Origin of the sequence: Acidisoma sp. S159, assembly GCF_009766125.1 — a bacterium.
In the GTDB taxonomy this organism is placed as follows: Bacteria; Pseudomonadota; Alphaproteobacteria; order Acetobacterales; family Acetobacteraceae; genus Acidisoma.
Map to the genome: position 1 here is coordinate 61,151 of NZ_LMUG01000002.1, position 14,268 is coordinate 75,418.

The 14,268-nt window shown below is 64.5% G+C and carries 12 protein-coding genes; 7 read left to right on the forward strand and 5 right to left on the reverse strand.

Annotated elements, in window-relative coordinates; all coding sequences use genetic code 11:
• The first annotated feature begins 16 nt into the window (after positions 1-16).
• Both trpE and GSQ92_RS00515 read left to right on the forward strand, forming a co-directional pair.
• Positions 17-1,531, forward strand: coding sequence for an anthranilate synthase component I (gene trpE, locus GSQ92_RS00510; protein ID WP_158801967.1), 1,515 nt, complete (start codon positions 17-19; stop codon positions 1,529-1,531).
• Positions 1,532-1,632: 101 nt separating this feature from the next.
• Complete coding sequence (locus GSQ92_RS00515; protein WP_158801966.1) at positions 1,633-2,442, forward strand: transglutaminase family protein; 810 nt, start codon at positions 1,633-1,635, stop codon at positions 2,440-2,442.
• Between the two features lie 226 nt (positions 2,443-2,668).
• On the opposite strand, the gene GSQ92_RS00520 is transcribed toward GSQ92_RS00515, so the two are convergent.
• From GSQ92_RS00520 to GSQ92_RS00530, 3 genes are all read right to left on the reverse strand, one after another.
• Positions 2,669-3,556 (reverse strand): glycosyltransferase family 2 protein, encoded by an 888-nt coding sequence (locus tag GSQ92_RS00520; protein ID WP_159012815.1) that lies wholly within the window; start codon positions 3,554-3,556, stop codon positions 2,669-2,671.
• A 286-nt stretch (positions 3,557-3,842) separates the two neighbouring features.
• Positions 3,843-4,724: a glycosyltransferase family 2 protein gene (locus GSQ92_RS00525; protein ID WP_159012816.1), complete on the reverse strand. Its 882-nt coding sequence runs from the start codon at positions 4,722-4,724 to the stop codon at positions 3,843-3,845.
• A 176-nt stretch (positions 4,725-4,900) separates the two neighbouring features.
• The gene (locus GSQ92_RS00530) at positions 4,901-5,725 is read right to left on the reverse strand and encodes an N-formylglutamate amidohydrolase (protein ID WP_158800945.1); all 825 of its coding nucleotides are present in this window, start codon (positions 5,723-5,725) and stop codon (positions 4,901-4,903) included.
• Positions 5,726-5,790: 65 nt separating this feature from the next.
• On the opposite strand from GSQ92_RS00530, the gene GSQ92_RS00535 reads away from it, so the two are divergent.
• Positions 5,791-7,020 (forward strand): aminopeptidase, encoded by a 1,230-nt coding sequence (locus GSQ92_RS00535; protein ID WP_158800946.1) that lies wholly within the window; start codon positions 5,791-5,793, stop codon positions 7,018-7,020.
• A gap of 108 nt (positions 7,021-7,128) precedes the next feature.
• Here the strand turns inward: GSQ92_RS00535 and nrdR are convergent, their stop codons facing one another.
• Both nrdR and glyA read right to left on the reverse strand, forming a co-directional pair.
• On the reverse strand, positions 7,129-7,599 hold the full coding sequence (nrdR, locus tag GSQ92_RS00540; protein WP_158800947.1) for a transcriptional regulator NrdR: 471 nt from the start codon (positions 7,597-7,599) through the stop codon (positions 7,129-7,131).
• Positions 7,600-7,608: 9 nt separating this feature from the next.
• Positions 7,609-8,913, reverse strand: coding sequence for a serine hydroxymethyltransferase (gene glyA / locus GSQ92_RS00545; protein WP_158800948.1), 1,305 nt, complete (start codon positions 8,911-8,913; stop codon positions 7,609-7,611).
• 186 nt (positions 8,914-9,099) lie between these two features.
• Between glyA and hemB the strand changes: the two genes are divergently transcribed.
• From hemB to GSQ92_RS00565, 4 genes are all read left to right on the forward strand, one after another.
• On the forward strand, positions 9,100-10,092 hold the full coding sequence (hemB, locus tag GSQ92_RS00550; protein ID WP_158800949.1) for a porphobilinogen synthase: 993 nt from the start codon (positions 9,100-9,102) through the stop codon (positions 10,090-10,092).
• 144 nt (positions 10,093-10,236) lie between these two features.
• Entirely contained in the window at positions 10,237-11,220 is a 984-nt protein-coding gene (locus GSQ92_RS00555; RefSeq protein ID WP_158800950.1) for a magnesium transporter CorA family protein, read from the forward strand.
• A 16-nt stretch (positions 11,221-11,236) separates the two neighbouring features.
• Positions 11,237-11,728 carry a GFA family protein gene (locus tag GSQ92_RS00560; RefSeq protein ID WP_158800951.1) on the forward strand — a complete coding sequence of 164 codons (492 nt, stop codon included), beginning with the start codon at positions 11,237-11,239 and terminating at the stop codon, positions 11,726-11,728.
• A 463-nt stretch (positions 11,729-12,191) separates the two neighbouring features.
• A complete protein-coding gene (locus GSQ92_RS00565; RefSeq protein WP_158800952.1) occupies positions 12,192-14,255 on the forward strand; it encodes an AsmA family protein in 2,064 nt (687 codons plus the stop codon).
• Positions 14,256-14,268: the final 13 nt, after the last annotated feature.

The following is a 14,268-nucleotide window of genomic DNA, read 5'->3' on the forward strand; positions in this document are numbered from 1 at the left end:
CAAGGACCCCGCTCGCATGACCGCCGAGACCATGGCCGCCGCCTTCCGTGCCGCGTATCAGGCAGGACGGGGCGCGCTGGTGTGGCGGGACAGCCCGGCGGATCTCGAAACGCCCGTCGGTGCTTTTCTCAAGCTGGCCCATGGCCGGCCCTATTCCTTCCTGCTTGAAAGCATTGAGGGCGGCGCCTCGCGTGGCCGCTATTCCATCATCGGCATGGCGCCCGATCTGGTGTGGCGCTGCCGCGACGGGCGGGCCGAGCTGAACGCCAATGCGCTCGGCACGCCCGAGACCTATGCCGTGGATGACGCCGCACCGCTCGATAGCCTGCGGGCGCTGGTGGCGCGCACAAGGCTCGACCTGCCGCCCGGATTGCCGCCGATGGCGGGCGGGCTGGTCGGCTACCTCGCCTACGACATGGTGCGGCTGATGGAGCGGCTGCCGGAGAAGAATGCCGATGCGCTCGGCGTGCCCGACGCGATCCTGACGCGCCCGACCCTCTTTGCCATATTCGACAATGTGCGGGACGTGCTGACCCTCGCCGCGCCGATCTATCCCCGGCCCGGCATCGATGCCGAGGCCGCTTTGAGGCTGGCCGAGGGGCGGCTCGATGAGGCGGAGACGGCGCTCCAACAGCCGTTGCCACCCTCGGCGCCGGCGAAACCCATCGATCCGCTGCCCGAGCCGCGCTCGAATATGAGCAAAGACGAGTTCATGGGCATCGTCGAGCGAATGAAGGAATACATCGTCGCCGGCGATATCTTCCAGGCGGTGCCGAGCCAGCGCTACTCGGTGCCCTTTCCGCTGCCCTCCCTCGCCCTTTACCGGGCGTTGCGCCGCATCAACCCGGCGCCGTTCCTGTTCCATCTCGACTTTCCGGGCTTCGCGGTGGTCGGCAGCAGCCCCGAGATCCTGGTGCGCTACCGCGACGGCGACGTGACCATCCGGCCCCTCGCCGGCACCCGGCCGCGCAACGCATCGCCTGAAGAGGATGCGCGGCTGGAGGCCGAGTTGCTCGCCGATCCGAAGGAGCGCGCGGAGCATCTCATGCTTCTCGACCTGGGGCGGAACGATGTCGGGCGGGTCGCCGAGCCAGGCTCGGTCGAGGTGACGCAGAGCTTCGTGATCGAGCGGTTCAGCCATGTCATGCACATCTCCTCCAACGTGCGCGGCAAGCTCAAGGCGGGGCTGACGGCGCTGGACGCCCTGGTCGCCGGTTTTCCGGCTGGCACACTAACGGGTGCGCCGAAGGTGCGGGCGATGGAGATCATCGAGGAGCTGGAGCCCACGCGGCGCGGCATCTATGGCGGCTGCATCGGCTATTTCGCGGCCGACGGCACGATGGATACCTGCATCGGCCTGCGGACCGCCGTGGTGAAGGATGGCGTCATGCATGTGCAGGCCGGGGGCGGCGTTGTGGCGGATAGCGTGCCCGAACTCGAATACGAGGAAAGCCGGCACAAGGCGCGCGCCCTGTTCCGCGCGGCCGAGGAAGCGGTGCGGTTCGCGGTCAAGGCCCGCGGCACAGGTTAACGCCGCCGCGGCCCGTTTCCTGCATAGCGAAAAAGGGAGACACCTTCTAAAGTCCGCGCCGGCTCCCGATATGCCCACTAACGCTCTCAGGAGACCGCAAGATGCAGATCCGGCTTGGCTACGAAATCGCCTTCCAGGTTCCGCAGCCGACGCCGATGGTGCTCATGCTGAATGTCCGGCCCGAACGGGCCATGGATCTCCATGCGCCGGACATCATCAAATGCGAACCCGAGCTGCCGGTTTTCCAATATTACGACAGCTTCGGGAACCTTTGTAGCCGGGTCTTTGTGCCGCCGGGTGAAATACGTTTCAGCACCGATACGGTGATCAACGATCCTGGCGTGTTGGATGATTACGAGCCTGACGCCGTGCAGAACGCGGTCGAAGACCTGCCGCCGGAAACACTCCAATTCCTGCTCGGCAGCCGCTATTGCGAGACCGAGAAGCTCTCCGACCTTGCCTGGCGGGAGTTCGGCCATATTCCGCCCGGCTGGGGACGCGTCGCGGCGATTGTCGAATACGCGAACAACCGTATCACCTTTAACTATAACGACGCGCGCAACACGCGGACCGCCTATGAGGGCTGGCAGGAGCAGAAGGGCGTCTGCCGCGATTTCGCGCATCTGGCACTTACGCTGTGCCGCTGCATGAATATTCCGGCGCGTTACTGCACCGGCTATCTCGGCGATATCGGCGTGCCCAAGGATACCGCGCCGATGGATTTCAGCGGCTGGTTCGAGGCTTATCTCGGCAACCGCTGGTATACCTTCGATGCACGGCACAACCGGCGCCGCATCGGCCGCGTGCTGATCGGCATCGGGCGTGATGCGGCCGACGTCGCGATCTCCACGATCTTCGGGCCGAGTTTGTTGACGACGTTCCTCGTCACGACGGATGAGGTTCCAGGCTAGGAGTTCCGCGTGGGGCGGAATTCGTTCCGGCCCTTCCGCCGTCTAGTGTGTGATGACCCTAGTGCTGAACCACCACCCAGATCCGTCATGGCACGCGAAGGCGGGGCGGCCCCCCCGCGTGCCATCCACGCCTTTGCTTGCTTGGCGAAGCCAAGGCGTGGATGCCCGGCCTTCGCCGAGCATGACGTGGTGGAATGAGCGCGGTCCAAACTGACGACATCCCGCCTCAAAGCTCCAAGACGCGCTCCGGCGCCATCCGTCCAGTCAGCAAATCACGCAGTGCCAGAAGGTTTCCGCGCAGACGGCCTCGGCGATCGACGTATGGCTCGGGCCAGCCGGCGCGCGCGAGATTCTTGGCCATGTTCCGCGCGATATGTTCGAGGGCGCGGCCCAGTGGATAGCCCGCGTGTTTGCCCGCCAGATATAGCGGATTGGCGACCTGCGAATAGCCGAGCTTGACGCCTGAGCCACGCCCGCTCTTGACGCCGAGATGAACGCCCCTCGCCCCCTCGAGCCGCACGATATCGCCGAAGGCGGCTAGGCGCCGCGACAGATCGACATCCTCCTGCCAGCCGTAAAGCGGCAGGCGATCGTCAAGATGGATGTCGTGTTCGCGCATGGGCGCGACGCGGAGCGCCATGTTGCAGCCATAGCCGGAGAAAGCCGGTTTCACCTCGTCGATGTCTTCGTGTGCCGCGGCGACGATGGCGCGGCCTTCGGAGGGCGACAGGCCGGGACCGCCAATCCCGTCCGCCAGCACGCGCCCAGTTGTGACGACAAGGTGGGGATCAGCCATCATGTGACGTTCGACATTCGCGAGATAGGTCGGGTCGGGAATGAAATCGTCGTCGAAGAAGACCAGGATATCGGCGTCGGCGTCGGCGGCAGCGTCGATGATGGCGTTGCGTTGTGTCGTGAGGCCGGGTTTGCTGGTGAGCAGGCTGACCGCCGGAAAGCTCTCGGCTACGCCCTCGACATCTGAGGCGTCCGCGCCGCAGACGATGATCGCATCAGCTTTGCGTGTCTGCCGTTCGAGGTCACTCAAGGTTTCGCGAAGAATAGTGGCCCGTCCCCGCGTGGGCAGACCAACCACAATCCTGCAACGGCTTTCCATTGGCTGGATTCCTGGAGTTCTACGAATTTCCTAGTGTTGCAATGGTGGTCATCAGCCGATGACAGACCATAAGTGTTACCGATAAGTATTTCGGCCTGAACGAGTGCCTCGCGCAAGATCTTTGGTGTCATCCCTTTGGGCGCTTGGCCAAGTAGGGGTGTGGACAGCGGGGGAATCAGGCGGGCGCGGTTGGCATAGAACCCACCCCCAACCCCTCCCTTGCGGGGACGGGAGAAGGGACGCGGACTCCCCTCCCTGCAAGGGAGGGGTTTGGGGTGGGTTCGCGCTACAGCTCCAGCACGCGTTCCGGCGTCATGCGGCCTGCCGCGAGGTCGCGCAGGGCCAATAGGTTGCCGCGCAGGCGGCCGCGGCGATCGACGTAAGGCTCGGGCCAGCCGGCACGCGCCAGGTTCTTGGCCATGTTGCGGGCGATGTGCTCGAGCGCGCGAAACATCGGATAGCCGGCGCGCTTGCTCACGAGATAGAGCGGATTGGCGACCTGCGAGTAACCAAGCTTGACGCCGGAGCCTCGGCCGCGCTTGACGCCCAAATGCACGCCACGGGCGGCTTCCAGCTTCGCCACATCCCCGAAGACCGCGAGGCGCCGCGAGAGATCGACATCCTCCTGCCAGCTGTAGAGCGGCAAGCGGTCGTCGAAACGGATCGCATGTTCGCGCATCGGCGCCATCCGCACCGCCATGTTGCAGCCATAGCCGGAGAAAGTCGGCTTCGTGCCGTCAGTGACTGTTCCCGCCGCCGCCAGGATCGCGCGGCCCTCGGCCGGAGACAGCCCAGGACCGCCGATGCCATCGGCCAGCACCAGGCCCGTTGCGACCATCAGCCGGGGGTTCGAGGTCATGTGGCTCTCGATGGCGGCGAGATAGGCGGAATCCGCCAGGAAGTCATCATCGAAGAAGATCAGGATGTCGGCCTCGGCGGCCGCCTTGATGATGGCGTTACGCTGCGTCGAGGCGCCGGGCGCGCTGGTGAGCACCGTCACGGCCGGGAAGGCTTCGGCGATCCCCTCGGAGTCGATGGCTTCCGCACCGCAAATGATGATCTCATCCGCCAGCCGCGTCTGGCGGGCGAGTTCGGTCAGCGTCTCACGAAGAATAGGTGCCCGGCCACGGGTGGGAATGCCCACCACGATCCTGCAACGCGACGCCATAGAAAGGTTCCCCGAAAGTTACGACGACACACGCCATTGCCGAACGTTCCGGGAAAGAAAACTCATCCGCCGACGCGCGCAGTAACAGACTGCCTTATGTCGAGCATAGAGGGGGGCGGACACAAGCTCGCCAATGGCCTGACACCCTCATCCCTTAGTGGTTGCTGGAAAAAGGCTTACGCTTCTTGGCCGCTGAACTGTTCCCAGGCCCAAGGTACCAGCCGGATCAGCCGCTCGGCCCATTCGGCCTGGCCGGTGGGATTGGCGATGAGATCCTGGCGGATTTCGAGTTCAAGGTAAGGCAGACCACGCCGCTCCGCGTGGACGGGGATCGTGTAGTCGGTGAGGTCGCTGACGAAATACGGCTCGTTGACGCCGACCGTCAGGCCGCCTTCCGCCTCCAGCAGGTCCTTGAGGATTAGCGACAGTCTGGGCTGGCGGTTGAACAGTACGGCGACGTGCCAGGGCCGCACCTCCTCCTTGTAGACCGGCGTGAAGCTATGGACCGCCACCAGTGCGGTGGGACGACCAGCGGCGGCGCGGCGATCCAGGGCCGCCACTATGGCGTCGTGATAGGGCGCGAAGATTTCCCGCCGCCGGGCCTCGCGCTGTTCCGGCAGCAGATCTCGGTTGCCGGGAATCTCGGTGACTTCGCTGATCTCCGGGATGGAGCTGGGCACGGAGGGGTCGCGGTTGCAGTCGATCACCAGGCGCGAATAGGTCTGGCGGATCAGCGTGGCGTCGAGGCCATCCGCCATGCGCACGGCGACGGCGGAGGCGCCGATGTCGTAGGCGATGTGCCGCTCGTATTCCGGGGCCGGGACGCCGAGGTCGCCAAGCTTCGACGGGACACGGCGACCGGCATGATCGCAGACCAGGAAGATGTCGGAACTTCCCTGCGGGTGGTCAATGGTGAAGGGGGATGGCTCGTCGGGGCCGAGGAGGCTGGAGGGTGCGGCGTTCATGGTGGCGAGGATAGTCGGCCAAGACGCGTCCGTCATCCCGCCCCGGCTTGACCAAGGCCGCATCTTGCTTTGGATGGGCGACGGATAGAGGGGTTCGGAAAATGGATTTCGCGGCGAAGCTCGACCGGCTTGGCGAGGTGGCGGTGCGCATCGGCCTCGGCCTGCGCGAGGGGCAGGAGCTGGTGATGACGGCGCCGATCGAGGCGCTGCCCTTGGCCCGGCGCATCACCGAACACGCCTATCGTGCGGGCGCTTCCCTCGTCACGACACTCTACGGCGACGACGTGGCGACGCTCGCACGGTTCCGCCAGGGCCATGATGGCGGCTTCGATACCGCCGCGGGCTGGCTCTATGAGGGCATGGCGAAAGCCTTCTCCAACAATGCGGCACGGCTGGCGATCGCGGGCGACGACCCGGCGCTGCTGGCGGCCGAGGATCCGGAGCGGGTGAGCCGCGCCAATCGCGCGCGCTCGAAGGCCTATCAGCCGGCGCTGCAGCGGATCGTGGATTTCCACATCAACTGGTCGATCGTGAGTTATGCGACCCCGGCGTGGGCTCGGAATGTGTTCCCCGATCTGAACGAGGCCGAGGCGGTCGAGGCGCTGTGGGAAGCGATCTTCGCGGCCTCGCGCATCAACGAAGCCGATCCGGTCGAGGCTTGGAAGGCTCACAACGCTCGGCTGCACGATCGCCGCCTTTATCTCAACGAGCGGCGTTTTTCGGCGCTGCGGTTCCGTGGACCGGGCACCGATCTCACGGTCGGCCTGGCTGACGATCACGAATGGGCGGGCGGGTCGGAATCGGCGCGGAATGGCATCATCTGCAACCCGAATATCCCAACCGAGGAGGTCTTCACCACGCCCCATGCGCTGCGGGTGGATGGGCGTGTCAGAAGCACGAAGCCGCTGTCCTACCAGGGCACGCTGATCGAGGGCATCGAGGTGCGCTTCGCCGAGGGTCGCATCGTGGAGGCACACGCGACAACGGGCGAATCGGTGCTCAAGCGCGTGCTGGAGACCGATGCGGGTGCGTCGCATTTGGGCGAAGTGGCGCTGGTGCCGGCCTCCTCGCCGATCGCGAAAAGTGGTGTTCTGTTCTACAACACGCTGTTCGACGAGAACGCGGCAAGCCACATCGCGCTGGGGCAAGCCTACAACAAGTGCATCCGGAACTATGAGGCGCTGAGCGAGGAGGAACTGGTCGCGCGCGGCGCCAACCGCAGCCTCATCCATATCGACTGGATGATTGGTTCGTCGGAGATCGCTGTAGACGGGCTGGCGGCGGATGGCTCGGCGCAGCCGGTGATGCGAGGGGGTGAATGGGTTTTGTGAAGGCACTCCCACGTCATCCTCGGCGAAGGCGGAGGATCTACGCCTTTGCTTGTGGCGGCGCTGCAAAGGCGTGGATGCTCGGCCTTCGCCGAGCATGACAAGGCAGCGTCACACCGCCTGCGGATCCACCTTCTCGGTCAGCTCCCCAAGAAAATGCTCGAAATCCTTGGCCTCGCGGAAGTTGCGGTAGACGCTGGCGAAGCGGACATAGGCGACGTCGTCCACCTCCTTCAGCGTCTCCATCACCAGCTCGCCGATCTGCTTGCTGGGCACGTCGCTATCGCCGCTGCTTTCCAGTTTCCGCACGATGCTGTTGACGATACGGTCGATGCGCTCCTCCTGCACCGGCCGCTTGCGGAGCGCGATGCGAATGGAGCGGGCGAGCTTGTCGCGGTCGAAAGGCACACGCCGCGCATCAGATTTCACCACCACGAGTTCGCGTAGCTGCACCCGCTCGATGGTCGTGAAACGCTGGCTGCAGGAGCCGCAGAAGCGGCGCCGCCGGATCGCCGACCCATCCTCGCTGGGCCGGCTATCCTTTACCTGAGCGTCATCCTGACCGCAGAAGGGGCAGCGCATGCGGTCTCCTCAGTGCGGGTAGATCGGGAAGCGCGCGCAGAGCGCCTGGACGCGCTTGCCGACCGCTTGCTCCACCAAAGCGTTGCCACCTTCCTCATTGGCGCCGGAGAGGCCGGTCAATACCTCGTCGATCATCCGGCCGATCTCGCGGAACTCCTCCGCCCCGAAGCCGCGCGTCGTGGCGGCCGGGGTGCCGAGGCGGATGCCTGAGGTGATAGCCGGCTTCTCGGGGTCGAAGGGGATGGCGTTCTTGTTGGCGGTCATATGGGCGCGTTCCAGGCTCGCCTCGGCGGCCTTGCCGGTGACGCGCTTGGGGCGGAGATCGACCAGCATAAGATGCGTGTCGGTGCCGCCGGTGACGATGTCGAAGCCGCGCTCGACCAGGGTCGCGGCCAGAACCTTGGCGTTTTCGGCCACGGCTTTCTGGTAGGTGCGGAACTCGGGCCGCAGCGCCTCGCCGAAAGCCACCGCCTTGGCGGCGATGACATGCATGAGCGGACCACCCTGCAGGCCGGGGAACATCGCCGAGTTGATCTTCTTGCCCAGCTCCGCGTCGTTGCTGAGGATCATGCCGCCGCGCGGGCCGCGCAACGTCTTGTGGGTGGTGGTCGTCACGACATGGGCATGCGGCAGCGGGCTGGGGTGAACGCCGGCCGCAACGAGTCCGGCGAAATGCGCCATATCGACCATGAACAGCGCGCCGACCTCATCCGCGATCTTGCGGATGCGCGCGAAGTCGATGACGCGGGGATAGGCCGAGCCGCCCGCGATGATGAGCTTCGGCTTGCCGTCCCGCGCTTTCTGCTCCAGCTCCTCGTAATCGAGCAGCCCGTCATCCTTCCGCACGCCGTATTGCAAGGCGTTGAACCATTTTCCAGAAAGATTGGGCGCGGCGCCGTGGCTGAGATGGCCGCCGGCGGCGAGGCTCATGCCTAGGAAAGTATCGCCGGGCTTGATGAGCGCCAGCATGACGCCCTGATTCGCCTGCGCGCCCGAATGGGGCTGCACATTGGCGAATTCGCAGCCGAAGATCTCCTTGGCGCGGTCGATCGCGAGCTGTTCGGCGATATCGACCGCCGCGCAGCCGCCGTAGTAGCGGCGGCCGGGATAGCCCTCGGCGTATTTATTGGTCAGCACGCTGCCCTGGGCATCCAGCACGGCGCGGGAGACGATGTTCTCGCTGGCGATCAGCTCGATACCGTCCTGCTGGCGGGCGAGCTCGCGCCTGAGGGCATTGGCGAGTTCGGGATCGGTTTGCTCGACCGACGCGCTGAAGAAGCGGTCCAGGCTGGCGCGGGGAATCTGCTCATTCATGGCGCGTTATACCTTTCGGGCGGGGCCAGGCCGTGGACGCGGGGCGACGCGGAAACTCAGGCGGGATCAGCCTCATAACACGGAGGTGCGGCCGCGGTGAACAGTCGCGGCGCCAAGGCAGGACTGCCTGTGCCGTTGGATGTAGGAAGCTTTATATGACGCGTCACTAGCGTGAGAGGCTTGCCCATGACCGACGCCCGCTTCCCCCAGACCCGCCTCCGCCGTTTGCGCCAGGAAGGTTGGGCGCGGCGGCTGGTCTCCGAGAACCACCTTTCGGTCGATGACCTGATCTGGCCGATCTTCGTGCGCGAGGGTCAGGGCGAGGTCGAGGACGTCGCCACCATGCCCGGGGTACAGCGCGTCACGATCGACCGGCTGGCCGGGCATGTCGAGGGCGCCGTGAAGCTCGGCATTCCCGCGATCGCCATCTTTCCGGCGACTCCGCGGGAGCGGAAGAACGCCGAGGGGACGGAGGCGACCAATCCCAAGAACCTCATCTGCTCGGCCGCCCGGCTGCTCAAGCGCGAGTTTTCCGAGGTTGGTCTGGTTGGGGATGTGGCGCTCGATCCCTATACGGATCACGGCCATGACGGGGTGATCCGTCAGGGCTATGTTCATAACGACGAGTCGGTGGAGATCCTGGCGCGGCAGGCCGTGGTGCAGGCGGAGGCCGGGATCGACGTCATCGCGCCGTCCGACATGATGGATGGGCGAGTCGCCGCCATTCGGGCGGCGCTGGATGAGCGGGGTTTCGTCCAGACCCGGATCATGAGCTATGCGGCCAAATACGCGAGCGCCTTCTATGGTCCGTTCCGGGATGCGGTAGGGTCCGCCGGGGCGCTCAAGGGCGACAAGAAGACCTATCAGATGGATCCGGCCAATTCCGATGAGGCGCTGCGCGAGGTGGCGATGGATCTGGCCGAGGGCGCCGACATGATCATGGTCAAGCCGGGGATGCCCTATCTCGACATCATCCGCCGCGTGCGGGAGCGTTTCGGCGTGCCGACTTTCGCCTATCAGGTGTCCGGCGAATACGCGATGATCGTGGCCGCCGCGCGCAACGGCTGGATGAACGAGGAAGCGGCGATGATGGAGAGCCTGGTGGGGTTCAAGCGTGCCGGCTGCAACGGCGTGCTGACCTACTTCGCTCCGGCCGCCGCGAAGCTGCTGCGCGGCTGAGCGGCCGGAGGGCTTGGCCGTTCGGTGCTCGCGGAGCATGACGTGGCACCGTAAGGTGAACGGCAATCCAATGTTGGCGGCCGAGCTAACGTTGCGAAACCAGCCGCCCGCCCCAATTCCGACCTCATAAGCCGAGAATCCCGCATGCTCAAAGCCTATGCTTCGCAGGAAGGACGCCCGCTCGCCGATCTTGGGGCGGACGATGCGGCTATCGCCAAGGCTCAGTGGATCGATCTTTTCGAACCCACCGAGGAAGAGAAGGCCCGGGTCTTGCGCGCGACCGGCTTCACCATAGCCAGCGAGGATGATCTCGACGAGATCGAAACCTCGAGCCGCCTCTCCTATGACGGCCACGCCATCTACATGAGCATGCCGCTGACGATCGCGGCCAATGGCCCGCATCCGCATTCAAAGCCGGTGGGTTTCGTTTTGTCGCAGGAGCGGCTCATCACCATCCGCTTCCTCGATAGCCGGGCCTTCCGCGCTTTCCTCGAGGAGCAGCACCGCACGCCGATGGATGATGCGGGACCGGTCGGCATCTTCCTGACCATTCTCGAAGGGATCGTCGAGAAGCTCGCCGACCTGCTCGAGACGACGCGTGACGAGTTGGATCGCGTGTCCCGCACCATCTTCATGCATGATCCAGAAAGCGGGAAGCGGCCGGGACGGCAGGATCGGGAATTGCAGCTCACGATCAAGACGATCGGACGCGCAGGCGATCTCATGTCCCATGTCCGGGACAGTCTTTTGGGGATCGACCGGATTTTGCCCTTTGTGACGCAGGCGGGCGATACCTGGATCAATAAGACCCACAAGGAGCGGATGAAGTCGCTGCGGCGGGATGTGACCTCACTCACCGACTACGACAACAGCCTCAACAACAAGATGCAGTTCCTGCTGGATGCGACGCTCGGTCTTATCAACACGGCGCAGAACAATATCATCAAGGTGCTGACCGTGGTGTCGGTGGTTGGTGTGCCGCCGACTTTGGTCGCCAGCATCTACGGTATGAACTTCAAAGATATGCCGGAGCTGAACTGGGCTTTCGGCTATCCCTATGGGCTGACGCTGATCGTGCTCTCCGCCGTGCTGCCGCTGGTCTGGTTCCGGTTCCGCGGCTGGCTCTGACCCGAAAGGACGTTGAATGCAGCTCAAAGGATCTTGCCACTGCGGTGCGGTGTCGTTCTCGCTGGAATCACCGCATCCCTACCCGTATCAGCGCTGCTATTGCTCGATCTGCCGCAAGACGGATGGCGGCGGCGGCTATGCCATCAATCTCAGCGGTGACAACGAGACGCTCAAGGTCAAAGGCCGCGAGCACATCCGGGTCTATCACGCTAAAATCCGTAACCCCGAGGACAAGCGCACCCATACGAGCAATGCGGAGCGGAGCTTCTGCGGCGAATGCGGCTCCGGGCTTTGGCTGTACGATTCTCGCTGGCCGAAGCTGATCCACCCCTTCGCCGCGGTGATCGACACGCCCTTGCCTGCTGCGCCCGAGACGACGCATCTCATGCTCGAATTCAAGCCGGATTGGGTGCAGGTGGAGAAAGGCGCGAAGGATCAGGTCTTCGACCGTTATCCTGAGGAGTCCATCGCGGATTGGCATAAGCGGTTGGGGCTCATGTCGACCTAAAAGAACATCCCGGATGACTTTGACGGACCCGACCTGCAAGTCATCATGCTCGGCGAACAGCGCCCCGCCAGGGGCCGGGCATCCATGTGTGGACGGCCCTCGGGCGCAGGGTTGTGCGCGGAAAATCGCGGGCAGTGCGCGTGCGGACATGTGGTTTGCAGCGATGGCGCGACCTCATGGCCGCAGGCCCAGAGGGGTTCCGCAAAGGAGCCCCAAGCAAGTCTGCAACGTCGAAGCGAGCCGCTGGGGGCTGCGGGGTAGCTCCTCGTCGGTTCGACCGAAGGCCGATAGACGTCCCCACGCGCCATCATGGTCCACACAACGTGGGCCATCTTCTTGGCCTGAACGACCGCGGCGGGTCCGCGCGGACGGCGCTCCAGCAATCCCAGAGGCCGCGAGTTAGTCTCTCGCAAAACCTCGCCTCCTCCCCATCTGCGCTGTTCACGCGCGGAAGGGGAGCGGCATGACGCGTCGAGGCGGCAAGAAGCTCGCGATATTCCTCGGCGTGCCTATCCTCGCGATCGTGCTGCTTGTCATCTTCTGGCGCTGGGACTGGTTTATTCCGATCGTCGAGTCTCAGGCCTCCTCCGCCATCGGCCGCAAGGTGACGATCGCGCATCTCCATGTCCGCCTCGGCCGCACCACCCGGATCATCGTGGATGACGTGACGGTCGCCAATCCGGACGGCTTTCCCGCCGATGTGCCACCCCTGGCGAAGGTCGCGCATCTCGGCGTTCTCGTTGATGTGATGGCCTATATCCATCACCGGATCATCTCGATCCCGAAGATCGACCTCGACCATCCGGTGATGGAAGTCCGCGCCCTGGAGGACGGAACCAACAACTATACGCTGAAGCTGAAAACTTCCGCGCCGCCGAAACCCGGCACGCAGCCCTCGCCGCCTCCCAAGATTGGCCGGCTGACAATCGAGGAGGGGCAGCTTCACGCGCTCGTGCCCAAGATGAAGACCGACCTAACCGCGCAGATCGCCACGCATGACGCCGAGGGCGTGATCGCGCAAAACGGCCAGACCGATGAGGTCGTGATCGACGCCAAGGGCACCTACGCGAAGCATCCCATCACCGCCAAGGCACTCGTCGGCGCGCTGCTCACCGTCACCGACAAGACGAAGCCCTTCCCGATCGACGTCAAGCTCGCCAATGGCGCGACCCATGTCTCACTCACCGGCACCGTGCAGGACCCGATGGCTTTCGAGGGCACCGATCTCGATCTGATGCTGAGCGGCGCCGATATGTCCGATCTTTATCCGCTGACGGGCATCCCGATCCCCGCCACGCCTGCCTACAAGATCACCGGCAAGCTCAACTATGTTCGCGCCTCCGGCCGCATCCATTTCGACGATTTACGTGGCGTGGTCGGCAATAGCGACATCGAGGGCACGATCACCGAGCAGCCGCGGGACAAGCGCCCCGACGTCACCATGGATTTGCAATCCAATCGCATCGACCTGGCTGATCTCGGCGGCTTCATCGGCACCAATCCGGGCCGCGCGACCACCAAGAACGCCACGGCGGCGCAGCGGAAGACGGTGGCGAAGGCCGATGCCAGCAGCAACAACCTGCTGCCGACCAAGCCCTTCAACCTGCCCAAGCTGAATGCCGCCGATATCCACCTGAAATACAACGGCAAGCATATCGAGGGCCGCAGTGTGCCACTCGACAGCCTCATCGTGACGCTGGATGTGGTCAACGGCGGCATCAACCTGCACCCCATCATCTTCACCATCGGCAAGGGGCGAGTGAACGGCGATATCAGCCTGGTGCCCCAGCCCGACAAGCAGATCGCCGCCAAGGCCGACATTCACTTCGAACAGGTGGATGTCTCGCGCCTGATGGCCGCGACCCATGCCTTCAAGGGTGCCGGCTCCATTGGCGGCCGGGCGGTGATCGATTCCACCGGCAATTCCGTGGCGACCTGGATGGGCAACGGCAACGGTGGTCTCACCCTCTATATGTCCGGCGGCAATCTCAGCGCGCTGCTGGTAAACCTCGTGGGTCTCGAATTTGGCAAAGCGATCCTCTCGGCACTGGGTGTTCCAACCCGTACTGACGTGCAGTGCTTCATCGGCGATTTCGCCCTCAACCATGGCATCGTCGATACCCGCACCATGCTGCTCGACACCGGTGAGGCGATCATCGCCGGCCATGGCACCGTCAACCTCAAGAGCCAGACCATCGATTATGGCGTGCGGACGCAGAGCAAGAATTTCAGCGTCGGCAACCTGCCCACCCCCTTCACGATCACCGGCGCCCTCAAGCACCCGAGCATAGGCGTGAACCCGGTGCCTCTCGTGACCCGAGGCGGTCTGGCGGTCGCGCTGGGCATCGTCGCCGCTCCGCTTGCTTTGCTCCCGACCATCGAGCTGGGGGTGAACGATCCCAATAAGTGCGGCGCGCTGGTGGCGCAGAGCCGCGCCAAGGTTCAGAACGGCACGCCGGGAGCCGCTCCGGTGAAGGCAGTTCCGCGCACGGTGCCGGCCCGCAAAGCTGTTCCGGCGAAGAAGTAATCGTTGTGGGGTT